We start from the raw sequence: 22,977 nt of genomic DNA on the forward strand, positions 1-22,977 counted from the left end.
CGGGGGCGGGCGCGGCCATGGGGTGGTCGTCTAGCGCGGCCACGGGTCGGGGCGGCAGGTCTTGCCGTCCGCCGGGGCCTCACCGCTGAGCGCCGCGAGTTCGTCGTTGGCGGTGCTCAGCGTCTGCTGCATCATCACCGGCGCGGGGGCGCCGTGCTCGGGACAGGGTTCGTGGCCGTACCCGAGGAAGTGCCCGACCTCGTGGTTGACCACGTAGGTCCGGTAGGCGGTGAGGCTGTCGTAGGTGTGCGCGCCGCGGATCCAGCGGGGTGCGCTCAGGTACACCGTGTCGCCGATGCGGCAGGACGTGTCGAAGGGCAGGTCGAAGCCGCACAGCTCGCGTGCCGTGCTCTGGGTGGCGAGCCTGATCCGGAGGGTCGGCGCGCTGTCGACCCGGCGGAACTCGAAACCTCTTCGCTTCCAGCCGAGCGGGTGGACGAGGGTGTGGTGGACCTGGGCGGCGAACGGCTGGTCGCCTTCGCGCAGGGTGATGCCCTCCTCGACCTCGACGGAGTACGCGAAGGCGGGACCGGTGCCGGCCGGTTTGGCGGTGCCGGGGACCACGCGCCACCGACCGGTGCCCTGGGCGGGGAACGGTGCGCCCGGCGGCAGGTCGGCCCCGAAGCCGCGGACGGGCTGGGGGGCGGGGTGGCTGGACGTGGTGACGGTGGGTGGGCGGCCGGCGGTGACGCGCATCGGGACGGCGCGGGTGTCCAGTGCCAGCACGGTGGCCGCGGCCAGCGAGAGCCCGGCCACGTAGTGCACCACCGCCAACCGCCCCGTCACGACCCGTCCGCCGCGGAAGCCGCAGGGGCTGCCGGAGCCGCCTGCGCCGCCGCCCCCTTCGCCGGTGCCGGCGGGGCCGCCGGCTCGGGCTCCGCGCCCGACCCCGCCGCTTGCGCGGCCGAGCCTGCGGCCGGTGCCGGCGGTGCTGCCGCAGCAGGCTGAGCGGCCAAGCCCTCCGCCTGCGCCGCCGAGCTTGCCGCTTGCGCCGCCGAGCTTGCCGCTTGCGCCGGCGAGCCCGCCGCTTGCGCCGGCGAGCCCGCCGCCGCTGGGTCGGTTGGCGCTGGGTCGGCTGGCGCTGGGTCGGCCGGCGCTGGGTCGGGTGCGGGTGCGGTGCCTGCCGCTGGGGCGCACAAATCGACCGTGGGCTCCTCGGTGTCGTCGTCGCGCGGGCCTGGGATGTCCAGTTCCGCGCACCAGCGGTCGAGCAGTTTGCGGCGTTCCACCAGCTCCGCCGCGATCGCCCGTGCCTCGTCCGCCGCCCGCTCCACGATCTCCCGCGCCCGCCGGTCGGCCTCCGCCAACCTGCGCTGCGTCTCCTGCTCGGTCTCGTCCAGCAGCACGGCCTGCCGGTCCGCCATCTCCCGCGCCCGGGCCACCAGGGTCTCCGCCCGCTCGTGCGCGGCCTGCTCCTCGCGTTCCGCCTTCTGCCGGGCGACGTGCATCAGGTACCGGATGGTCCCCGACACGGTGTTCTCCTTGGAGTACCCGGCGTGCAGCATCCGGTACTCCGCCAGCTCCGCCCGAGCCGCCTCCAACTCGCGCCCCACGTCGTCGGCGGTCGCCAGGGCCGCGTCGCGGTCGACGGTGAGCTGCTCCAGCCGCTCGGTGAGCTGCCGGATCGCCGCGTCGACCTCCCGCCGCTGGTAGCCGCACCACTCGCGGTTGAAGGACCCCGGGGTGAACTCCTCGCCGGCCATGGTCTAGAGCCCCGCCGTGTCGTAGCGGCACGCCGGGTTCCACAGCAGGAACGACTTCACCCCGGCGTCGGCGGACGCGGTCACCTGCGCCTGCACCTCTCCCGGCCCGTAGTGGTGCTTGAGCGAGAACGCCTGCAGCCACGGGATGACCGTCGCCCCGGTGTCCTTGGTCAGCTCGACGAAGTGCGCGATCGACGCCTTCACGATCTCGTACGGCATGCCCTCCGGGTTGTCCACGCCGTACTCGCCCGGCCCCCAGTGCGACGGGTAGACCATCGGCGACACGTAGTCCACGTGCGCGGACAGCGCGGGGATGTCCTGGGCGATGTCCGTAGCGGAGTGCGCGGCGATGCCGAACACCGAGGCGCCCAGGTACGCGCCGTGCGGCCGGACCGCCGCCCGCGAGTCGCGCAGGAAGTCCACTATGGACTGCTCCGGGGTCACCGAGAGGCCGGCGAACTCCATCTGCCCCAACGGGCCGTCCGGTCGACGCACGTAGTCGTACAGGATGTCGTCGAACCCCAAAGCCGCCGCCTCCCTGGCGATCGCGATGTTGTACTCGCGCACCTCGGGGTTGGCGAAGTTGGTGAAGGCGTACTCGCCGTAGTGCCGCGACCACGGCCCGCCGCCCTTGTTGCGGGCCAGCCGGTCGTGCGCGCCGGCCTGCCAGGACGCCCTGCCCAGCACGGGGTCCCGGAACGCGACCAGCCGGCCGACGACCCGCAACCCCATGCCGTGCAACTGGTCCAGGGCCGCCTTGGCGTCGTAGTACCCGCGGTTCGCGCCGATCTGCTGGGCCAGCGGCACCTGCGAGGTGTAGCCGATCTCGCCGCTCTCGTCCTTGATGTCCAACTGGATGGCGTCGATCTTCTTGTCCCGGGCCAGCGCCAGCACCGGTTCCCGCAACTCCGCCGTCGCCCACGCGGCCGCGCTCATGTGCACCGCCCGCATCCCGGGGTGCGGCACCTTGACCGCCATCTCGTGCCGCCCGGAGTTGCCCGCCGCGTCCTTGGCCTGCAGCAGCAGGCTCGCCGGCACGGCGTTCAGCGACACCTCGAACTTGCCGTCCTTGACCGGCACCCGCTGGTCGCCCACCTGCACCTCGTCCGCCCCCTCGACCGCGCCGCGCACGGTCAGCGGACCGCGCGGCGACTTGGCGTCGACCTGCTCGACGGACACCTTCGGCGGGGTGTTGTCCAGGGTGAACCGGCGCTCGATGACGGCGTCGGGCAGCCACGGCAGCGGGTTGGCCGCGCGCACCGTCAGGGTGTGCGGGCCCTCGGCGAGTTGCAGCCCGGACAACGTCATGCCCTTTTCCCCGCGCCGCGCTTCCACCGGTCGGCCGTCCACCTCGACAATCACCCGATCGAGTTCGCCCGGATCGTCCGCGGTGATGGCCACGCGCTCCCAGCCCGAATGGGTGACGGCGCCGCCGTCGGCCAATTCGGCGACCGCGAGGCTGGTCGGCCGGTGCTGCACGAATGTCGTGATCATGCCCGCTACCAGGAGCAACGCCACCGCGGCGGCCGCCGGGAAGAGGACCCTTCTCGTTTTTCGCGTGGATTTCGACATCGACCACTCCGATCAGCGCGGCGCTTTGCCAATGCGCGACATACCGCCTCAGGAGGCAGGTAAACCAGATGTCATCCGAATGTGTCAAACCGGGCGACCCGGAGTGGACCGGCGTACCTTGCGGAATCGTGAACCCCACCGCGTCGCCGTCCAAACGCGCCCTGGCCGTTGCCGCGCTCCTGGCCGTCCTCACCGCGTCGTGCGCCGAGCCGGCCGCCCAACAGCCCCCCAACTCGCCGATCGCCGCGTCCTCCGCGCCGACCACGACGTCGTCCGCGCCGCCCGACCCGGCCGCGGTGGGGGCCAACGAACTGGGCCAGGTGCCGGTCCTGATGTACCACCGGCTGGTCGCCCAGCCGACCTCGGTCTACGACCGGACCCCCGAGGCGTTCCGGGCCGAACTGGAGCGGCTCGTCGCCGAGGACTACGTGCCGGTGACCACCCTGGAGTACGCGACCGGCCGGATCGACATCCCGGCGGGCAAGCACCCGGTGGTGCTCACGTTCGACGACGGCGACCCGACCCAGTTCGCGCTGGACGCCTCCGGGCAGCCCGCGCCCGGCACGGCGATCGCGATCCTGCTCGACGTGGCCGCGAAGCACCCGGGGTTCCGGCCGGTGGCGAGCATGTACGTCAACGCAGCGCCGTTCGGGTCGGCGGACGGCTCCGGCGTGCTGCCGTGGCTGCGGGACCACGGTTTCGAGATCGGCAACCACACGCTGTACCACACGAACCTGTCCTCGGTGCCCGCCGACCAGGCGCAGAAGGCGATCAGCGACGGCCAGCGCGAGATCCAGCGGGCCGTGCCGGACTACCAGGTCAAGAGCCTGGCGCTGCCGTTCGGCGCGATCCCGCGCGATCCGGTGCTGGCCATGCGGGGCGGGGCGGACGGCACGTCGTACGACTACGCGTGCGTGCTGCTGGTCGGCTCGAACCCGGCCCCGTCGCCGTTCGCGGCCGACTTCGACCCGCTGAACACGCCCCGCATCCGGTCCCAGGACGCGACCGGCGAGGACGCCGCGTTCGGCTCGACGGTGTGGCTGGACAAGCTCGCCGCGAACCCGGCCCAGCGCTACACCTCGGACGGCGTGCTCGACCGGATCTCCTACCCGTCGACGGCCGGCGTGGTCCCGTCACCCCAGTTCACCGCCCGGGCAGTGGCATATTGACCTGCGGGTATACCCCTCGACGGGCGTTGCGTAACCGGTTGGGGCCGCCTTCCACCCGAAAGGGAAAACTCGCATGTCCCGGTGGGTGCGCGGGCACTCAACCCGTAGCAGGCGAGGAGAGGAAGGCGAGCTGAGCAATGGACCGGAACATCGACTGGGAGCCGTTCATCGAGTCACTGCACGAGGCGGCGTGCCGGTGGGACACCGGTCTGGCGAGCTGCGCCGAACCGCCCGACCTGGGCGCCGCCGGGGACGAGCTGGCCGACCAGGCGCCGCGGGTCGTGCCGATCACCTCGGAGGAGGCGGAGAACCTCATGACCGCCGTCGCGTTCCTGGCGCGCAGGCTGAGCGTGGCCGCCGAGTGCGTCGTCTACACCACGGCCGAGGAGCGCCTGGACGGCGAGGACGCCGACCCCGAGGAGCAGGCCGACGTCCTCTCGCTGACCGCGCTGCACGCCCAGGCCATGCGGCACGCCGCCGACCTGGCCAGCGAGGTCTACCGCCGCTGCGCGTGAACCACGGGTTCCTTGATCGTGCGGTACAGGTACGCGCGTTCGGCGAGCGTCCACGCGGTCGTGGTGAGCAGGTAGACCCCGGCCGCCAGCGGCAGCACGGCCGCGATGAAGACCGTGCCGAGCGGCAACAGCCGCAGCACCTGCGCGAACGGCGGCTGCGGACCACCGCTGCGCGCCGCGACCGCCGCCTGCCGGCGCGAAGTGGCGAACGCGATCGCCGTCAGCGCCGCGAACAGGCCGAGGAACACCGCGTTGTGGCCGAACGCGCCGAACCAGTGCGTGCCCAGCGGGGTGCCGAACAGGGTGCCGTCCAGCAGCGGGTTCGGGGTGGTGACCAGCCGGTACATGACCATGAAGAACGGCAGCTGCACCAGCGCGGGCAGGCACCCGGCGAACAGCGAGGTGCCGTTGTCCTTGTAGAGCTTCAAGGTCTTCTCTTGGAGCTTCACCGGGTCCTTGCCGTACTTGGCCTGGACCTCCCGCATCTGCGGGGCGAGCGCGGCCCGCGCCTTCTCACCGCGCACGGCGGCGCGGCTGAGCGGGTGCATGAGCAGTCGGACGGCGGCGGTGAACAGGACGATGGCGAGAGCGGGCGTGGCGATGCCCGCCAGGGCAGAGCCCAAGGCGTGGAACAACTTCTCTCCGTCTGGGTGCGAGCTGGGAAGGGGGACGTCGGCAGTTAGAAGCCGAGTCCCGGTGCTCGCGGACGGGGGCGACCGGCGGCGTCGGGGTCGCGCAGGCGCAGGAATGCCGTGCGCAAAGCCTTGTCGCGCAAGGAAAGCGACCGGACCCAGGCGGGCGCGGCCTGGACGTCGGGTGCGGCGGTGAGCAGCAGCACCACGACCGCGACCGCGGCGAGGGCGGCCACCAGTTCGGTGGGCGAGTGCAGGAGGGTGAGCGCGAACAGACCCGCCAGCAGCAGGTGCAGCCTGGTCATCACGCCTCCTCTCCTATCCCGGACCCACTGTACCCACGAGAGCGGGCCGGGCGGGGTGGTCGTAGCGCACCGTCACATCCGCTCCGGGTTCGTAGTCCTCGTAGGCGGGGAGGGTCCAGCGCTCCTCTTCGGGTGTCTGGCGTTCCAGGGCGGCCTTGGACAGCCACAGGTGGACGGTCAGTTCGGCGGGCAGCCACTTGTCCAGCAGGAGGGTGCCGTCGAGGAGCAGCACCCCGCCGGGCGGGAGGGTGACGTAGTCGGCGCGGCTGGCGCGGTCGCGGTCGGCGTCCCACAGCGAGGGCAGGACCCGGCCGGTGCCGCCGGGGTCGAGCGGGTCGAGGACCTCGCGGAGCAGGCCGCCGACGTCCAGCCAGTTCGTGCGGAACGACTCGGGGTCGGTGCGGCCGTGCTCCAGGCGGACGGACGCGGGGCGCAGGAAGTCCCCGGCGGACACCCGCAGCGTCGGCCGGCCCTTGGCGCGGAGCGGGTCGACCAGGGCGTCGGCCAGCGCGCCGGGCCGGGTCGGGGGCGCGCCGTCGACCAGCACCCGGGTCCAGGTGTCCTTGGGGAACGCGTCGACGCGCTCGACCAGTTCGGCGACGAGGGTGTCCGGGGTCAGGGGCTGGATCCTCACGGCAGCGGGTAGTCCTCCCAGCCGTCGGGCAGCACCGGGACGGGCCAGTCCGGGTCGGGGGTGAAGTCGGCCCAGCGGGTGTCCCACCAGGTGGCGCCGGCGTCGAGCATGGCGACGATCTCCTTGCCGGTGCGGCGGATGTCGTCGGCCTGCGCGGGGTCGTACTTGCCCTCGGCGACCTGCTCCTCGAACTCGTCGCGGTCGCGTTCCTCCCAGCGGCCGTCGGCGTCGAGCCAGTAGTCGAGGGCGTGGTCGAGCGTGTCGAAGCCGAGCGGGGTGCGCCGGAACGGGTCCTGGAGGTTGAGGTACCAGCCCTGGAACCGCCGGTCCTCGCCGCTCCAGAACAGTTCGACGGAGTAGGCGTCGCCGGGCCGGTGCAGTTGGAGCTTGCCGTGGCCGCGCCAGTGCGTGTTCCCCTTGGCCCGCCAGGGGTGGCCGTAGTGGTGGTCGGGATAGCCGAACACGGTCCCGGGCACGATGAACACGGCGAGCAGGTCCGGCCCGTCCTGCACCACCCGCGTCGGCATGACCGACCACGGCTTCCCGTGCAGCACTTCCCGACGCAACACCACGTCCCCCGGCGCGAAGAACCCCATGCGGACCAGGTTAGGCGAGGGCGCGGCGCAGGCGGGTGCGAGCCAGGTCGCGTCGTGGGTCCGTGGCCGGCAGCACCTGCGTTAGGCGTTCGAGGACTTCGATGTCGTCGGTGCTGCCGGCGAAGGTCCAGAGGAGTTCCGGGTCGTCGGTGGCCAGGACTGCTCGGCGGACGGCGGCCGACAGGTCTTCGCGTTCGTCGGACACGACCGGGGCGTCGGAGCGGGGGAGGAGGTCGCCGCGGTAGGTCGTGACCGCCTTCGCGATGTCGCCGGCGCGGACCGCCTTGCGGACGGTCAGGAAGTCCGCCTTCACGTCGGCCGCCAGGCGGTACGGCCGGGTTTGCAGGACGTCGGCGAGTTGGGCGCGCAGGCGGTGGAGTTCGGCGCGGATGGTGGTGGGGTTGCCGCGTTCGCCGTAGAGGTGGAGGGCGAGTTGTTCCGCGGTGCGGCCTCGGGGGTGCAGGGCCAGGGCGGTGAGGAGTTCGGCGTGTCTCAGGGACAGGACCAGGGGGCGGCCGTCCAGTGAGCCGGTGAGGCCGCCGAGGAAGTGCAGGGACAGGGTGGGGCGGCGGGTCGTTCGTCGGGGGACGCGGAGCAGGTAGCCCTCGTCCAGGGGTTCCAGGTGGGCCTCGCGGCCGTCGGGCAGGTGGACGGGGGTGCTCAGGTCCACGCGTGAGCCGATCAGGCCCTGGGGTTCGGCGGCCAGGACGCGGCCGGTGGGGCTGAGCAGGGCGCCGGGTTCGCCGCGCAACGCGATGAGGTGGCGCATGTTGGCCGCGCGGAGGTGTTCCTCACGGGCCGCCAACTCGATCTGGAGTTGGGTCTCGACCAGGCGCGCGGCGGTCCGGACCAGGGCGCCGGTCACCGGGTGCCGGCTGGTCACCGGGCCGCTGAGGTCGACCACGCCGAGAGTCGCGCCGGTGTCGGGGTCGCGCACGGGGCTCGCCGCGCAGGTCCAGCCGTGGTAGGTGCGGACCAGGTGCTCGGCGGAGTGCACGGTCACCGGGCTGCCCACGGCCAGCGCGGTGCCCATGGCGTTGGTGCCGATGGCGTCCTCGCTCCACCGGGAGCCCTCGGTGAGGCGGGCGCGTTCGGCGAGCCGGTGGACGTCCCGGGCGCCCTCGCACCACAGGATGTGGCCGTCGGCATCGGTGATGATCATGACGTGCTGGGCGTCGTCCGCGATGGTCACCAGGGTTTCCCGCAGCATCGGCAGCATCGGGGCCAGCGGGTGGGCGTCGCGCAGGTCCGCCACCTCGTCGGGGGCCAGCACCACGGGCGCCTCGTGGCGGTCCGGGTCCACCCGGGCGGCCAGCGAGCGCCGCCACGACTCGATGATCACCGGCCGCGCGCCTCGCGCCGCCGACCCGCTGAGGACAGCCGTGTGGAGAGCGGCCAGCCGGCGCGGGTCGGGGTGCATGGCGGGAACCTCCTGGCCACCCAGGATGACGCGCGGCGGCGCGGCGCGGCAAGCCGGCGGGTGGTCCGATCGGGTGCAACGTGACTGCAACGTTGCGCCGCCTACCTTTCGGCCGTTGATCGACGACGACGACGCGGGAGGCGAGTGGGGATGACCAAGTACGCGGCACCCGGCCAGGCGGACAGCGTGGTGACCTACCGCGACCGGTACGACCACTTCATCGGCGGCGACTACGTCCCACCCGCGAAGGGCGGCTACTTCGAGAACCCCACCCCGGTCACCGGCGAGGTGTTCACCGAGGTCGCCCGCGGCACCGCCGAGGACGTCGACCGGGCGCTGGACGCCGCCCACGGCGCGGCGCGGGCGTGGGGCCGCACGTCGGCCGCCGAGCGCGCGAACGTGCTCAACGAGATCGCCGACCGGATCGAAGACCACCTGGAGGCGCTGGCCGTCGCCGAGACCTGGGAGAACGGCAAACCGGTCCGCGAGACGCTGGCCGCCGACCTGCCGCTGGCGGTGGACCACTTCCGCTACTTCGCCGGGGTCATCCGGGCCCAGGAGGGCGGGATCTCGCAGATCAGCGAGGACCTGGTGGCCTACCACTTCCCCGAGCCGCTGGGCGTGGTCGGCCAGATCATCCCGTGGAACTTCCCGCTGCTCATGGCCACCTGGAAGCTCGCGCCCGCGCTCGCGGCGGGCAACGCGGTCGTGCTCAAGCCCGCCGAGCAGACCCCCGCGTCGATCCACGTCCTGATGGGCCTGATCGCCGACCTGCTGCCGCCGGGCGTGGTGAACGTCGTCAACGGGTTCGGGCCGGAGGCGGGCCGGCCGCTGGCGTCGTCGCGCCGGGTCGCGAAGGTCGCGTTCACCGGGGAGACGTCCACCGGTCGGCTGATCATGCAGTACGCGAGCGAGAACCTGATCCCGGTGACGCTGGAACTGGGCGGCAAGAGCCCGAACATCTTCTTCGCCGACGTGGCCGCGCAGCGGGACGCGTTCTACGACAAGGCGCTGGAGGGCTTCACCATGTTCGCCCTCAACCAGGGCGAGGTGTGCACGTGCCCGTCGCGGGCGCTGGTGCAGAGTTCGATCTACGAGGAGTTCCTGGCCGACGCGACCGAGCGCACCAAGGCGGTCAAGCAGGGCGACCCGCTGGACACCGAGACCATGATCGGCGCGCAGGCCAGCCGCGAGCAGGTCGAGAAGGTGTTGTCCTACATCGAGATCGGCAAGGCCGAGGGCGCGCGGCTGGTGTGCGGCGGGGAGCGGGCCGACCTCGGTGGCGCGCTGTCCGGCGGGTACTACGTGACGCCGACGATCTTCGAGGGCGACAACAAGATGCGGGTGTTCCAGGAGGAGATCTTCGGCCCGGTGGTGTCGGTGACCCGGTTCGACGACTTCGACGACGCGGTGAAGACCGCCAACGACACCCTGTACGGGCTGGGCGCGGGCGTGTGGTCCCGCGACGGCGGGGTGGCCTACCGGGCGGGCCGCGAGATCCAGGCGGGCCGGGTGTGGGTGAACAACTACCACTCGTACCCCGCGCACGCGGCGTTCGGCGGCTACAAGCAGTCGGGCATCGGCCGCGAGAACCACCGCGTGATGCTGGACCACTACCAGCAGACGAAGAACCTGCTGGTCAGCTACTCGCCCGACGCCCAGGGCTTCTTCTGACCACGACGGCAGCACGGCCCGGCGAAGCCGGGCCGTGCTGCCCGCCGAAGCCGGGGCTTCCGCCGCAGGCGGGGGCGTTTCCGCCGCAGGCGGTGCTTTTGGTGGCTCTTGCCGGGGTGGCTTGGCGGGGGTGGTGGATGGGGATGCCCAACGCGAGCAACCCCCACCCCACCCCTCCAACTACTTCCAGGGCACCTGCGGCGACGGGTAGAAGTTGATCCCCAGCACGTGCCAGCGGTCGGCCTGCGCAGCCAACCGAACCTTGAAGTCGTCCCAGCTGTGCGTCGACCACGGCGACCAGCCCAACTCGGCGATGGCGGGCAGCCGCGGGAACGCCATGTACTCCAGATCCGCCGACTTGGTCAACGTCTCCGTCCACAGTGGAGCTTCGACACCCTTCACCGCCTCCGCGGGCAGGTCCTGGACGTACGCCCCCGGGTTCCAGTCGTACGCGTCCTCGACGTCGGTGTAACCCGCCCACTTCAGCCCCAACGGCGTGTGCTCGTCGTACTTCATGTCCAGGTACGCCTTGGTGGCCGGGGACAGCACGATCTCGTTGCCGCGCTTGGCCGCCTCGACCATGTCGGCCGCGACCGTCTTGGTCCCCCAGAACTGCGGGACGGCCGACGCGGGCGGGTTCGCCTTGACGAACTCGTGCCAGCCGGAGGCCTGCTTGCCGTACTTGGTCACCATCGGCAGGACCTTGTTCATGAACGCGATGAAGTCCGGGTCCGTGGTGGCGTGGGCCTCGTCGCCGCCGATGTGGATGTACTTGCCGGGGGTCAGCGCGGCGACCTCGCGCAGCACGTCGTCGACGAACTTGTAGGTGATGTCCTTGTCGATGCACAACGACGAGAAGCCGACCTCGATGCCGGTGTACAGCGGCGGTGCGACGCCGTCGCAGTTCAGTTCCGCGTACGACGCCAGCGCGGCGTTGGTGTGGCCCGGCATGTCGATCTCCGGGATCACCTCGATGTGCCGGGCCGCCGCGTACGCGACCAGGTCCTTGTACTGCTCCTGCGTGTAGTAGCCGCCCGGTCCGCCGCCGACCTCGGTGCTGCCGCCGTAGGTCGCCAGGCGGGGCCAGCTCTTGATCTCCAGCCGCCAACCCTGGTCGTCGGCCAGGTGCAGGTGCAGCTTGTTCACCTTGTACAGCGCGATCTGGTCGATGTACCGCTTGACCTCGTCGACGGAGAAGAAGTGCCGTGCCACGTCGAGCATCGCGCCGCGGTGGGCGTATCGCGGGTAGTCCAGGATGCTGCCACCGGGCGCGGTCCACGGGCCGCGCTGCTTGGACTTCGCCTCGACCTTCGCGGGCAGGATCTGGCGGAACGTCTGGACGCCCGCGAACAGCCCGGCGGCGGTCTTCGCCCGGATCACCACGCCGCGGCGGGTCACGTCGAGCTGGTAGCCCTCGTCGCCCACGCGCGGGTCGGCGCCGGTGAGCAGCAGGCTGACGCCCTTGCCGGACGCGCCGGGCACGACCGGCAGCCGGTACCCGGTGGACGGCCGCAGCACGTCCGCCAAGAACTCGCCGACCTGTTCGGCCGCGCGCGAACCGGGGTGGGTGTAGATGCGCGTGTCGGGGGTCAGGTGGTAGGTCGTCCCCGGTCTCGGCGTGACCCGGACCGGGGCGGGAACGATGTGCTGCAACGGTTTCTCCGGGACTGCGGCGTGTGCGGGGTCCGCCTGGGCCGCGGTCGGGCCGGCGTGGGCCGGGAGCGCCGGGGCCGCGGCGCCGACCGCGAGCAGCAGGGTGGCCAGGGCTCTTGCGGTTCTTCCGAGTCGGGGCACGAGACGTCCTCCTGGTCGGCGTGGATCACCCGAGGCGGCGGCCCGATCACCGTTACAGCCGGACCAGGTGGTGTCAAGGTCTGGACCAATTACCGCAGCTTCGGGCGGCCCAGGTCCGCCCAGACGGCGGGGAACCGTTCCTCCACCCGCCGCGCCCGCGCGGTCTCCCGGCCGTGCAGCACGCCGAAGGTGAACCCGTTCTCGCCGTCGAGGTGGGCCTGCGCGCCCAGTTCCCGCAGCACCGGCCGCGCGACGACGCTGTCCTGGTGCTCGCCGAGCAGCGTCTGGAGCTGCTTGAGCCGCTTGCGGTACTTCTTGGCGGACTTGCCGAACACCGGCTCGACGGTCTCCACCGCGTACCGCAGCCGCTTGGCGGCCTTGCGGGCCTCGTGCAGGGACGTGTCGTCGTGGGCGTTGTCCGCGGCCTTCTTCAACCGGCGGTACGTCTTGTCGACGAACCGCGGCAGCACCTTCTTCGCCTTGCCGGACGCCAGCGGCGTCAGCGGCGGGTCGGCGATCAGGGCGTCCACCGCGTCGAGCAGGTCGAAGTAGCGGCGGCTGTCCAGCGCGGTCACCGCGGCCTGGTGCGCCTGCTCCTCGCGCGGCGCGAAGTAGCGGGTGAGCTGCGCGGGGACGGCGCCGAGCACGAGTTCGCCGGGCAGGTCGGCGACGTGCGCCTCGAACGCGGCGCGCAGGACCTCGGCGTCGCGGGCCTCGCCGAGCACCCCGGCGATCCACTTCAGCTCGTCGGTCAGCGCCCGGGTCTCGTCGCGCTCGACGACCTGGCCGAACGCCTGGAGCGCGCTGCGCATCCGGCGGGTGGCGACCCGCATCTGGTGGACGGCGTCCTCCTCGCGGCGGCGGACCTTGGGGTCGTGCGCCTTGAGCGAGTCCGCCTGCTCGCGCAGGTAGGCGAGGACGACCCCGCCGGCGGTGTTGTCGGTCCGCGGCGGCGGCGTCGGCCCGATGCGGTCGGCCAGGAGCTTCGCGAGCTTGGCGGACGAGGTCGACCGGTGGATGCCGACGCCGTTGAGGCGCTGCTCGACCCGGTCGAGCAGGTCGGTGTCGCCGCCGTCGCCGAGCTCGACCTCGATCTCGCGCCAGGAGTCGACGTTCGAGTCGTCGGTGACGTCCTGCGCGGACACCAGGTCCTCGACGACCTCGGCCAGCAGGCCGCCCTTGTCGTCGACGAGCTGCCAGCGTCGGCGGTTGGTCCGGATGCGGGCGACGGGCGACAACGCGTCACCGCGGGCGTGGACCTGGACCAGCGAGCCCAGTTCCCGCGGCGGGTGCTTGGCCGCGCGCCCCGGTGGCAGCCGCACCTCCTCGCGGGTGTCGCCGTCGACCGGGAGCTTGAGGTGCCAGCCCGCGTCGTCGCCCCCGGTGCGGCGGCGCAGCGTCAGGCCGGCGCGGGCCAGGCGGAGGTCGGCGGTGTCGTAGTAGACGGCTTCCAGTTGCTGCTGCTCCGGGCCGGACACCGCGGCGACACCAGGCAGGTCGGCCAGATCCGGGAGGTCGGCGCCCGTGGGCGCATCGAACTTTCGTTCGGTCTCGCGCACTGATGTCGACATGTTCTAGACATACACCGTTGGGGACTCATTTACCCGAATGTCGCTGTGCGTAGTCGACCGTTGACCCTGATGGGCGGTTGTTGCCGTTTGTCTGTGTGGTTTTTCGGCTGCGGGCCTGGTGAGACGGGGTTCGTGGGGTTGGCTGGATCGCGTGGCGCCCACCGAGAAAGAGCGACTCGACCAGGTCGAGCCGACCGTCGCCGACCTGATCACGACGACCCAGGTGCTGACCGCCGAACTGGGCCGGGTCAGCGCGCGGCTGCTCGTGCTGGAGCGCCGCCTGTCCGGCGCCGGTTCGGGACCGGACGAGGACCTCGACGCCGTGGACGGCGAGGTGGCCGACATCGTGGCCGCGCTGCGGGCGGCGTGGGAAGCCGAGCAGGAGGTGTTGGCCGACTCGGTCCGCGTGGAGCTGCGGCAGGAAGTCGCCGAGTACGAGGCGTTGAAGGAACGCCGGGACGCGGGCGGGGCGCGCCTGGCGTCGGGCCGGATGCCGAGGTTCGAGCGGGACGCGCTGGAGCACGAGGTGCACCAGCTCGACTGGCAGATCGGGGCGCGCGAAGCCGGTGCGCTGGATGCGGCGACCCGGTTGGCGGCGGACAGCGCGGCGGCCGAGGAGGCGTGGCGGCAGGAGGCGATCGTCGCCGGCGAGAAGGCGCGCGAGGAGATCTGGGACGCGGCGGCGCGGCGGCTGGAACGCGCGCTGGCGCAGGACTTGCGGATGCCGGTGTGGTTCCGGGTGGGGCTCGGGGAGATCACCAGCCCGGACCCGTCGCCGTGGCTGCGGGCGGCCACCGGGTTGATCGCGTACCGGTTGGAGTACGGGGTGCGGACGGCCGTGGACCCGTTGGGGGACCCGCCTTCGGCCGCTTCGGGGTCGGCGGCTTGGGTTCGGCGGACCGAGGCTTACACGGATCTGGTGGACCAGCTGCAGTCCCTGCGCCCCTGAGGCGAGGTAGCGTGCCCGGGTGCTGCTGGCGGGCGACGACCACGACATCGTGACGGACTACCGGATGTTCGGCCTGGTGGACGGATCGGCGCGTGATCTGCCCGGGCCGCCGGGGAAAGCCGGGCTGAGCGTGGGTGAGACGGCTGTGTTCCTCGGGACCGAGGACGACGTCATCCGGGCGCGACTGCGGGTCGAGTTCTGGGACGAGCCTGCGCCGTTCGACGGCCGAGAATGGCCTCGGGTGGAGGACGTGACGCTGTCCCTGCCGAGCGGGCGGTTGGTGATCGACCAGAACACCGCGGGCGGGGCGGTCCTTGAGGTGCCTGGTGGTCCTGGGCGTTATCGCGTGCGGTTGGCGTGGCGGGAGTTGCCGTTCGACGAGGTCGGCGAGGGCGAGCCGGAAGCGTTGGGGCTGGCCCAGCTCTGGCCGGCTACTTCGGGCACTGGGTGATCATCGAGGCCAGGGCGTCGTGCTCGGCCTGGTCGATGGTGAGCTTGTAGGTCGTCTTGACGGAGATCCAGTTCAGCGCGTAGGTGCACCAGTAGCCCTGCACCGGCGGCTTCCACTTGGCCGGGTCCTGGTCGCCCTTCGCCCGGTTGCTGGTGGCCGAGACCGCGATCAGCTGGATGCCGCCCAGGTCGTTGGCGAACTTCTGGCGCTGCTCGTCGGTCCACTTGTCCGCGCCCGAGCGCCACGCTTCCGCCAGCGCCACGGTGTGGTCGATGTCGAGCTTGCCCGCGTCGGTGATGGTCTCGCCGTCGTACACGCTGACCCATGTGCCGGAGGTCGCGCGGCACTGGTCGTCGCTGCGGACGTCCGAACCCTGGCGCTGCAGCACGATCTCCCTGGTGTCGCACGAGTTGCCCTGGCTGCTCCAGTGCGGGAAGCGGTCCCGGCTGTAGCCGGCCATCTTGCCCTCGGGTGCGATGGTCAGGGCCGCGAGTTGCGCTGCCGGGTCCTGGCCGGGTTCGGCGGGTCCCTGGGTGGTGGTGGGTGGTGCGGTCTCGTCCTGGTAGCGGGTCAGGTAGTACCCGATGACGATCAACAGGAGGAACACGACCACGCTGACCCACGTCGTCGACCGCTTCCGGCTCATGGCCCAATGATCAGCGATCACGGTCACGACGAGATCACCGGGTGCGAAAAGAGACGGCGGGCCAACGGGTTTCGGGGTGCCCGGCCACCGGGCACCCCGCGGCCGTCAGGGGCGGCTGGTGAGGTAGCCGCCCATGTGCGTGAAGTACTCCGCGGCGGGCAGTTCGCGGCCGTCCTCGGTGCGGACCTTCTTGACCAGCAACGCGCGGTTGCGGCCCCGGCGCGCTTCGGCGCCCGCGACGATCGCCACGCCGTCGCCCTCGCGGTAGAAGATCCGGCCGGGCGTGCCGCCGTAGCGGGCCGCCGAGACGTCCGCCTCGACGATCTCCAGGCGCTTGCCCTTGTGGAAGCAGAACGCGCTGGGGTACGGGGCGCACTGCGCGCGGACCAGGCGGTCGAGTTCCTCGGCCTCCCACGTCCAGTCGATGCGCAGGTCCTCCTCCGCGCGCTTGTGGAAGAAGCTGGCCTTGGACCGGTCCTGCTTGGTGAAGTCGGTGCGGCCCTTGGCGATTTCGGCCAGGCCGTCGACGGTGATCGGGCCGAACAGTTCGAGCGTCTTGTGGAACAGGTCGGTGGTGGTGTCGCGCGGGCCGACCGGGACGGCGCGCTGGAGGACGATGTCGCCCGCGTCCAGCGTCTCGTCCATCATGTGCGCGGTGACGCCGACCTCCTTCTCGTCGTTGATCAGGGCCCAGATCAGCGGCGAGAAGCCCGCGTAGGCGGGCAGGAGGGAGTCGTGGACGTTGAGGGTGCCGTGCTGGGGCAGGGTGAAGATGTGCGGCGGGATCCAGGTGCGCCAGTTGGTGGCCACGATGACGTCCGGGGCGACCTCCTTGAGCTTCTGGAACAGCTCGTCGTCGTCCGGGCGGTTGCGGATGACGACCTCGACGCCGTGCTCGGTGGCCAGGTCGGCGACGGAGTCGCTCCAGATGCGCTCGTAGGCGTGGTCGCTCTTGGGGTGGGTGACGACCAGCGCCACCTCGTGCTCGGAGTCCAGCAGGGCTTGCAGCGTGCGGTGGCCCCAGGTCTGGTAGCCGAACATGACGACCCGCATCGGGCCCCTCCTCGGTTTAGGCTCGCCTAAGTTATCTAACCCTAACCTAAGGAGGCGGTTCGCTAGCCTGCACGGGTGATCCTCGACCTCAAGCTCACCGGCGGCCGGTTCGTGACGCTCGACCCGGACCGACCGTCCGCGTCCTCGGTGGGCGTGTGGGGCGGTCGGATCGTGGCGCTGGACACCGACCTGCCGGCGCGCCGGGTGGTGGACCTGGGTGGCGCGACCGTCCTGCCCGGGTTCATCGACGCGCACACCCACCTGGCGTGGGCCGGTCGGGCGTCGCGCGTGCCGGATGTGTCCAGGTGCCGGACCGTCGCCGAGGTGCTGGAGGTGTTGCGGGCCGCGCCGCGCGGGACGTGGCTGGAGGCGGCGGGGTACGACCACCGCGTGCTGGACCGGCCGTTGACCGCGCGTGATCTGGACTCGGTCGGGTCGCGGGTGTACGTGCAGGACGTGTCTGGGCACGCGTGCGTGGTGAGCAGTGACGTGCTCGGGTTGCTGGGGGTGCCCTCGTCTGATGGGTTTCTGGCGGAGAGCGCGCAGACGGCGGTGCGGGCGTTGATCCTGCCGTACCCGGTGGCGGACATCGCGTCGGACGTGCGGCTGGGGGCGGAGCAGTGCCTGCGCGAGGGGGTCGTGCTGGCCGCCGAAGCCGGGGTGGGGGCGGGGTTGATCGGGAGCAGTCCGATCGAGGTCGCCGCGTACCAGCGGGAGCCGTTGCCGATCCGGGTGCAGTTGATGGTGTCCGCGATGGAGTTGCGCGAGGTGGGGGCGCACCCGGCGGACGGGGTGCGGCGGGCGTTGCCGTTGGGGATCCGGACGGGGCTGGGGTCGGACTGGCTGTCCATCGGGGCGCTGAAGCTGTGGACCGATGGCGGGATGATCGCCCGGACGGCGGCGTTGACCCAGCCCTACACGGTGGGCGGGGTGGGGCAGTGGCAGGACGACCCGGCGGTGATGCGGGCGGCGTTGCTGGACGGGCACGCGGCCGGGTGGCAGCTGGCGGTGCACGCGATCGGGGACCGGGCGATCGACTTCGCGTTGGATGTCGTGGAGGAGGCGCAGCGGTTGGTGCCTCGGCCGGGGGCGCGGCACCGGATCGAGCACTGCGGGTTGGTGCGGCCGGACCAGTTGGACCGGATTGCTTCGCTGGGGCTGATTCCCGTTGTGCAACCTGCGTTTTTGTGGGCTTACGGGGACGATTACGCGGAGATCATGGGGCCGGAGCGGGCGCCTTGGTTGTACCGGGGGCGGTCGTTCCTGGAGCGGGGGATCGTGGTGGCGGGGTCTTCGGACCGGCCGGTGGCGGACGGGAATCCGTTGCGGGGCATCAGGTTCATGGTGGAGCGGCGGTCGCGGACGGGGTTGGCGGTGGGGTCGGGGGAGGCGGTCTCGGTGACCGAGGCGTTGGCGGCTTACACGCGCGGGGCGGCTCATGCGTGTGGGGTGGAGGGGGTGTTGGGGTCGATCACGCCGGGGAAGTTGGCGGATTTCGCGGTGTTGGACGGTGATCCGCGGGAGGTTTCGGTGGAGCGGATCTCGGAGATCGCGGTGCTGGCCACGGTGGTGGGCGGCGAGTTCCGGCACGATCCGGCGGGGTTCGCCGACTGAGCTTGTGTTCGCGGTATTGATCTGCGGTGTTCGGGCAGCGTGAGTGGGCGGGCCTCCGGGGGTGGAGGCCCGCCGTGTGGGGGTCTGGGAGTCAGGCGCTCATGCGCCAGTGGACCACGTAGCCGGCGGCTTCGGCGGCGATCAGGGCGTCGAGCTTGGCCAGGTTTGTTCGCCTCGACATGCGGAAGGCGCGGCCTCGGCGGGCGTCCAGCAGGAGCGGGGTGGCGCCGGGCAGGGTCTTGTCGATCGTGTGTTGGAGGATGCGCAGGCCCACGTTCGCCGCCTCCTGGGTCATCGGTGTCTCCTTCACGTACACCAGGACCGCCGCCGTCGAACCGTCCGGCATGCGCAGGCCCAGGTGGGGGCGCACGCGCAGGGTCAGGTCACCGGCCTCCCACCTCGTCGCCGCCACCGGCACACCGGTCGCCCTCGTCGAGCGCAGCCACGGCAGGAAGCCCTCGCGCAGCTCCTCGAACGCCCTGGGCTGGCCGTTCCTGGACGCCGAGCGCACCGCCGCGTCCAGCTCGGCATCCGGGTCGATCGAGTTCGCCGCCCGGCGCATGGCGTCCCTCATCGGGTTGTAGAACCCGCACACCCACGGGTCGACACCCAGGTACACGCTGCGCTGCTCGGACACGATGCTGATGCGCCCGCGCTGACCGCTCATCACGTACTCGGTGAACGACAACGCGGTCACGCTGACCGGCTCCACCACGGCAGGCTCCCCTCGATCGAACTTACGTTCGAATTCTACCGGGCGGGTACGACAATTTCGGGTGGCCGAACGGGTGCACGGACGGGTGCACGGAGGGGTGATCGAGTGAGTGCGGAGCGGGTGCCGAGCAGGGGTGGCTAGGCGCGGACCTTGGACAGGAGGGGGCCGAGGTCGGGGTCGGCCTCGACCTCGTCGAAGATCGCCTTCAAGGTCTCCTCGAAGAACGGGGCCGCGCTCTCGTACACCGCCCGCCCCTCCGCGGTGATCTTGCTGTACACCCCGCGCCGGTCCGTCTCGCACACCTCGCGGGCGGTCAGGCCGGACTGCTCCAGGCGCGCCACCAGGCGGCTCACCGAACTCTGGTTCAGGCCCACCACCTCGGTCAGCTCCTGCATCCGCAGCTCACCGTCGGGCGCCTCGTGCAGGGCGGACAGCGCGGTGAACTCCGACATCCCGAAGTGGAACTTCCGCTGCAGGGCGCGCTCCAGGCTGGCGTTGATCCGGTGGTGCAGCGCGTGCAGGTCGGACCAGGCGGCGCGGACGGACAACTCGGACCCCCGGGAGCGCAGGTGTGGGCCTACATCCTATGCCTGCGGCGGGGTGTCGCCGACGAGTGAGAGCGCGCTCAGCCGCACCCGGAAGGTTCGTCCAGTTCGACCACGGCGGCACCCTCGGACAGCACCACCTCCTCGTACGCGCCGTCGCGCAGGGCGAGGCAGCGCAGCGCGGGCAGGTCCGGGTCGACCAGCCGGTAGTGCGGGCACCCGGCCTCTCCCAGCTTGACCCGCTTGAGTTCCAGGTCGACCAGGCGGGTGCGCGGCGAGTGCACCTCGACGGGCCGGCACGGGCGGCCCGATCGACGCCCGGGTGGTGAACGCGGACCGGTCGCCCGGAAGCACCGCGGAGCGTGCACGACCACGTCGGGGATGAACACGGTGTCGTCGGCCAGCACGACGTCCACCGGCACGGGCAGCACCTCCCAGTCCGGAGGGCACACCGCGGTCAACGCGATCGCGAGCGGTTCGCGCGGCTGGCGGCGTTGGGTCGGAAGTGCTGAGGATGGTCTGTGCGTCTGTGCGTCTGTGCGTCTGTGCGTCTGTGCGTCTGTGCGTCTGTGCGCCGGGGACCGTCAACCGGCCCAGATGCCTGCGACGAACAGCAGGAACACGCCGGTCTGCACGAGGGAGGACGCGTACATCCAGCCGTACAGCGCGGGCTTGAGCGCCGGCTTGCGCTGTGCGGCCACCACCATCGCCACGTAGATCACCACGCACGGCAACAGGTACCGGTGCACCGACACGACGTTGCTGTTCAGCGTGAACATCACGAACGACGCCAACCCGAAGGCGGCCAACGGGATGCCGTCCTTCTTCAGCGCCGCGAACAGGTACACGAAGAGCGCTACGAGCACTGCCAGACCGAACAGCGGCAGGATGTGGCTGATCAGGTCCCAGTTGCTCGGCCGCCCGCCGGCCAGGGCGTGCAGCGACACCTTCAGCTCGCCCCACAGCGTCGCCGGGATGTTCGGGTTCGCCACGTGGTAGCCCCACGTCGACACGGTGTCGTAGGCGGAGAACATCGCGAGCGGGTCGCCCTTGACGATCTTCAGCACCAGCGCGTAGGCCGCGACCCCGAGACCGGCGGCCGGGAACCACAGCAGGTGCCATGACAGCAGCCCGCGGAGCTTCCACTCCTTGGCGCGGTAGAACTCCAGGAAGCACAGGCCCACGAAGAGAACGGCGGTGATGCGGGTCGCGGTGAGCGGGATGAGCGTGAGCCCCATGAAGACCCACTGCCGCCGCAACGCGAACAGGTACGCCCAGAACCCGAGGGCGCAGAACACCGCCTCGCTGTAGAAGGCGTGCGCGAAGAACGCCGTCGGCGCGGTCAGGAACGCCGCCACCACCAGCCACGGCGCGCGCTCACCGGTCACGAAGTGCCGGGCGATCCGCAGCAGCGCCACGGCGGCCAGCCACGTCGCCAGGACGTTGACGACCATGCCCGCGGCCAGGAAACCGAGCAGCCCGAAAGAGATCGTCTCGACCAGCCACACGAGGAACGGGAAGAACGGGTAGAACGCGGGCACCCACGGCGTCGCCTCGTTCGCGTAGCCGCCGTTGGTGATCTGGTGGAAGTTCTCGGCGTCCCACCGGTAGGTGTGCGACAGCAGGGTGGCGTCCGGGCCGAGCACCTTCACCGGGTAGCCCTCGCCGACCGGCAGGGAACCCTGGAACAGCACGGCGACCGCGGACAGCACCGCGTGCCAGGCGAGGACCAGGGCGAACGCCCGTGCCCAGTCCGTGTGGTGCCACCGGGGTTTGTGCTCTCGGGCGGACTCCGGGGAGGCCTGCTCGGTGCGGGTCATCACGTCCGTCATCAGGCGGCTTCCTTGGGTCTGAAGACGAGCCTGCTGTAGAGCGTGTAGTTCCACACCAGGTTGAACACCAGCGCGGACAGCTTCGGCCCGACCACGGCGACCACCGGGTGCGTCCCCTCGAACGCCCCGGTGACCAGGCTAATCACGATCGGCTGCACCACCCACAGGCCGAACGCCGTGACCAGCAGGAACAGCGCGGCCTGGGACTTCACGTCGCCGGTGCGGGCGCGGAAGGTGAACGACCGGTTGAGGGTGAAGCTGCACGCCATGCCGGCCGAGGTGGACAGCAGGTTCGCCACGAACATCGGCACGCCGGCCAGGGAGAGGAGCGTGTAGGCCACGAGGTCGACGAGCGTGTTGGCGATGCCCACCAGGCCGAACCGGATCTTGGTGGCTAGTCCGGGTCTCACCGCACGAGGCTCCGGTCCTGGTTGTGGGTGCGGCTGGGTAGGGCAGTGCGCACGGAGGCGACCGTGTAGAGCGGGCGGGCCTGGGACTGGGCGTAGGTGCGGCCGATGTAGCTGCCCAGCACGCCGAGCATGGTGATCTGGATGCCGCCCAGGAAGAACATGCCGATCGTGATGAACGCCCAGCCCGGCACTGCGGTCTCCGGCGCGAACAGCTTCACGCCCCCGACGTAGAGGATGCCCAGGAAGCTGAGGAACGAGATGAAGTAGCCCAGCCGGCTGATGAGTTTCAGGGGAGCGACGGAGAAGCCGAGGATGCCGTCCGCGGCGAACCGCAGCATCTTGCTCAGCGGGTAACCGGTCACGCCCGCGTGGCGCTCGTCGCGGTCGAACAGCACGCCGGTCTGCCGGAACCCGATGTAGCTGACCAGCCCGCGCAGGAACCGGTCCCGCTCGCGGTACTTGCGCAGCTCGTCGACGACCTTGCGGTCGATCAGGCGGAAGTCGCCGGTGTTGCGCGGGATGTCGATCGAGGCGACCTTGCGCAGGAACAGGTAGAACGCGCTGGCGGTGAGCTTCTTGAACGCGGTGTCCTGGCGCGAGCGGCGCTGGGCGTAGACGACCTCGTAGCCCTGCTCCCACTTCTCGACCAGCTCCAGGCTGACCCGGGGCGGGTCCTGCATGTCGCTGTCCATGATGATCACGGCGTCGGCGTCGGCCAGGTCGAGGCCCGCGGTGACCGCCATCTGGTGGCCGAAGTTGCGGGACAGCTCGATCACGGTGACCCGGTCGTCCCGGTCGGCGAGGGCCTGGAGGTGGGTGAGGGACTCGTCCTTGCTGCCGTCGTCGACGTAGATGAAGCTCACGTCGTAGCGGTCGGCGAGTTCCTCGGTGACCTGGGAGACTGTGCGGTGGAGGAGGTCGATGTTCCCGGCCTCGTTGTAGATCGGGAAGATGTAGGTGACGTGCTTCTTCCCGCCCTCGGGGGCTTGGGGTGCCTCGGGGGCCCGGAGTGTTTGGGGTGCGGGTGCCTCGGGGGCTTGGAGTGCTTGGGATGCGGGTGCCTCGGGGGCGGGTGCCTCGGTTGCCTCGGCGCTCACGGGCCAACCGTCCTTTGCTCGTGCCTTTGCTCGTGACAGGAGTGGCGCCCGGCCTCACCACGGGCGGTCGGCGCGCACTA

24 protein-coding genes are annotated in these 22,977 nt (G+C 71.3%); 6 read left to right on the forward strand and 18 right to left on the reverse strand.

From position 1 onward, the window contains the following. Positions 1-30: 30 nt before the first annotated feature. From RIN75_RS27815 to RIN75_RS27825, 3 genes are read right to left on the reverse strand one after another with little or no spacing between them, the layout of a single operon-like run. A complete protein-coding gene (locus RIN75_RS27815; protein WP_309114987.1) occupies positions 31-786 on the reverse strand; it encodes a DUF3152 domain-containing protein in 756 nt (251 codons plus the stop codon). Further along, the gene (locus tag RIN75_RS27820; protein WP_309114988.1) at positions 783-1,703 is read right to left on the reverse strand and encodes a hypothetical protein; all 921 of its coding nucleotides are present in this window, start codon (positions 1,701-1,703) and stop codon (positions 783-785) included. The genes RIN75_RS27815 and RIN75_RS27820 overlap by 4 nt, the downstream gene beginning before the upstream one ends. 3 nt (positions 1,704-1,706) lie before the next feature. Continuing rightward, a complete protein-coding gene (locus RIN75_RS27825) occupies positions 1,707-3,197 on the reverse strand; it encodes a putative glycoside hydrolase (RefSeq protein ID WP_309114989.1) in 1,491 nt (496 codons plus the stop codon). A gap of 206 nt (positions 3,198-3,403) precedes the next feature. Here RIN75_RS27825 and RIN75_RS27830 point away from each other — a divergent pair, with 206 nt between their 5' ends. Together RIN75_RS27830 and RIN75_RS27835 are read left to right on the forward strand one after the other, a co-directional pair. Then, entirely contained in the window at positions 3,404-4,444 is a 1,041-nt protein-coding gene (locus tag RIN75_RS27830; protein WP_309114990.1) for a polysaccharide deacetylase family protein, read from the forward strand. 137 nt (positions 4,445-4,581) lie between these two features. Beyond that, the gene (locus RIN75_RS27835; protein ID WP_309114991.1) at positions 4,582-4,959 is read left to right on the forward strand and encodes a hypothetical protein; all 378 of its coding nucleotides are present in this window, start codon (positions 4,582-4,584) and stop codon (positions 4,957-4,959) included. On the opposite strand, the gene RIN75_RS27840 is transcribed toward RIN75_RS27835, so the two are convergent. Genes RIN75_RS27840 through RIN75_RS27860 form a run of 5 tightly spaced genes read right to left on the reverse strand, consistent with a single transcriptional unit; the run spans position 4,941 to position 8,546 of the window. Beyond that, positions 4,941-5,594, reverse strand: a complete 654-nt coding sequence (locus RIN75_RS27840; RefSeq protein WP_309114992.1) for a YidC/Oxa1 family membrane protein insertase — start codon at positions 5,592-5,594, stop codon at positions 4,941-4,943. The two genes, RIN75_RS27835 and RIN75_RS27840, sit on opposite strands and share 19 nt — an antisense overlap. A gap of 44 nt (positions 5,595-5,638) precedes the next feature. Further along, entirely contained in the window at positions 5,639-5,896 is a 258-nt protein-coding gene (locus tag RIN75_RS27845) for a DUF6412 domain-containing protein (RefSeq protein ID WP_309114993.1), read from the reverse strand. Positions 5,897-5,909: 13 nt separating this feature from the next. Next, a complete protein-coding gene (locus tag RIN75_RS27850; protein WP_309114994.1) occupies positions 5,910-6,530 on the reverse strand; it encodes a uridine kinase in 621 nt (206 codons plus the stop codon). Further along, positions 6,527-7,126 carry a DUF402 domain-containing protein gene (locus RIN75_RS27855; RefSeq protein ID WP_309114995.1) on the reverse strand — a complete coding sequence of 200 codons (600 nt, stop codon included), beginning with the start codon at positions 7,124-7,126 and terminating at the stop codon, positions 6,527-6,529. Before RIN75_RS27855 ends, RIN75_RS27850 begins: the two co-directional genes overlap by 4 nt. A 10-nt stretch (positions 7,127-7,136) precedes the next feature. Next, a complete protein-coding gene (locus RIN75_RS27860; RefSeq protein ID WP_309114996.1) occupies positions 7,137-8,546 on the reverse strand; it encodes a GAF domain-containing protein in 1,410 nt (469 codons plus the stop codon). 150 nt (positions 8,547-8,696) lie between these two features. On the opposite strand from RIN75_RS27860, the gene RIN75_RS27865 reads away from it, so the two are divergent. Next, a complete protein-coding gene (locus RIN75_RS27865) occupies positions 8,697-10,220 on the forward strand; it encodes an aldehyde dehydrogenase family protein (RefSeq protein WP_309114997.1) in 1,524 nt (507 codons plus the stop codon). Positions 10,221-10,400: 180 nt separating this feature from the next. On the opposite strand, the gene RIN75_RS27870 is transcribed toward RIN75_RS27865, so the two are convergent. Further along, a complete protein-coding gene (locus tag RIN75_RS27870; protein WP_375296033.1) occupies positions 10,401-12,014 on the reverse strand; it encodes a beta-N-acetylhexosaminidase in 1,614 nt (537 codons plus the stop codon). 89 nt (positions 12,015-12,103) lie between these two features. Then, positions 12,104-13,585 (reverse strand): CYTH and CHAD domain-containing protein, encoded by a 1,482-nt coding sequence (locus tag RIN75_RS27875; protein ID WP_309114998.1) that lies wholly within the window; start codon positions 13,583-13,585, stop codon positions 12,104-12,106. A 151-nt stretch (positions 13,586-13,736) separates the two neighbouring features. Here RIN75_RS27875 and RIN75_RS27880 point away from each other — a divergent pair, with 151 nt between their 5' ends. Both RIN75_RS27880 and RIN75_RS27885 read left to right on the forward strand, forming a co-directional pair. Then, the gene (locus tag RIN75_RS27880; protein WP_309114999.1) at positions 13,737-14,534 is read left to right on the forward strand and encodes a hypothetical protein; all 798 of its coding nucleotides are present in this window, start codon (positions 13,737-13,739) and stop codon (positions 14,532-14,534) included. A 19-nt stretch (positions 14,535-14,553) separates the two neighbouring features. Continuing rightward, complete coding sequence (locus RIN75_RS27885) at positions 14,554-14,985, forward strand: hypothetical protein (RefSeq protein WP_309115000.1); 432 nt, start codon at positions 14,554-14,556, stop codon at positions 14,983-14,985. On the opposite strand, the gene RIN75_RS27890 is transcribed toward RIN75_RS27885, so the two are convergent. Continuing rightward, positions 14,966-15,631, reverse strand: a complete 666-nt coding sequence (locus RIN75_RS27890) for an HNH endonuclease family protein (RefSeq protein ID WP_309115001.1) — start codon at positions 15,629-15,631, stop codon at positions 14,966-14,968. The genes RIN75_RS27885 and RIN75_RS27890 overlap by 20 nt on opposite strands. Positions 15,632-15,736: 105 nt before the next feature. Next, the gene (locus RIN75_RS27895; protein WP_309115002.1) at positions 15,737-16,684 is read right to left on the reverse strand and encodes a methionyl-tRNA formyltransferase; all 948 of its coding nucleotides are present in this window, start codon (positions 16,682-16,684) and stop codon (positions 15,737-15,739) included. Positions 16,685-16,759: 75 nt separating this feature from the next. Here RIN75_RS27895 and RIN75_RS27900 point away from each other — a divergent pair, with 75 nt between their 5' ends. Then, the gene (locus RIN75_RS27900) at positions 16,760-18,298 is read left to right on the forward strand and encodes an amidohydrolase (protein ID WP_309115003.1); all 1,539 of its coding nucleotides are present in this window, start codon (positions 16,760-16,762) and stop codon (positions 18,296-18,298) included. 91 nt (positions 18,299-18,389) lie between these two features. Here the strand turns inward: RIN75_RS27900 and RIN75_RS27905 are convergent, their stop codons facing one another. The 6 genes from RIN75_RS27905 to RIN75_RS27930 all read right to left on the reverse strand — a co-directional run bounded on the left by RIN75_RS27905 (position 18,390) and on the right by RIN75_RS27930 (position 22,753). Continuing rightward, positions 18,390-19,013 (reverse strand): hypothetical protein, encoded by a 624-nt coding sequence (locus RIN75_RS27905; RefSeq protein WP_309115004.1) that lies wholly within the window; start codon positions 19,011-19,013, stop codon positions 18,390-18,392. A 137-nt stretch (positions 19,014-19,150) separates the two neighbouring features. After that, the gene (locus RIN75_RS27910; protein WP_309115005.1) at positions 19,151-19,561 is read right to left on the reverse strand and encodes a MarR family transcriptional regulator; all 411 of its coding nucleotides are present in this window, start codon (positions 19,559-19,561) and stop codon (positions 19,151-19,153) included. A gap of 77 nt (positions 19,562-19,638) precedes the next feature. Further along, on the reverse strand, positions 19,639-20,010 hold the full coding sequence (locus tag RIN75_RS27915) for a Uma2 family endonuclease (RefSeq protein ID WP_309115006.1): 372 nt from the start codon (positions 20,008-20,010) through the stop codon (positions 19,639-19,641). A 132-nt stretch (positions 20,011-20,142) separates the two neighbouring features. Then, on the reverse strand, positions 20,143-21,390 hold the full coding sequence (locus tag RIN75_RS27920; RefSeq protein ID WP_309115007.1) for a mannosyltransferase family protein: 1,248 nt from the start codon (positions 21,388-21,390) through the stop codon (positions 20,143-20,145). Then, positions 21,390-21,800, reverse strand: coding sequence for a GtrA family protein (locus tag RIN75_RS27925; protein WP_309115008.1), 411 nt, complete (start codon positions 21,798-21,800; stop codon positions 21,390-21,392). The genes RIN75_RS27920 and RIN75_RS27925 overlap by 1 nt, the downstream gene beginning before the upstream one ends. Then, on the reverse strand, positions 21,797-22,753 hold the full coding sequence (locus tag RIN75_RS27930; RefSeq protein WP_309115036.1) for a glycosyltransferase family 2 protein: 957 nt from the start codon (positions 22,751-22,753) through the stop codon (positions 21,797-21,799). The genes RIN75_RS27925 and RIN75_RS27930 overlap by 4 nt, the downstream gene beginning before the upstream one ends. Between the last annotated feature and the right edge of the window lie 224 nt (positions 22,754-22,977).

The organism is Saccharothrix sp. (genome assembly GCF_031180885.1).
Taxonomy (GTDB): Bacteria; Actinomycetota; Actinomycetes; order Mycobacteriales; family Pseudonocardiaceae; genus Actinosynnema.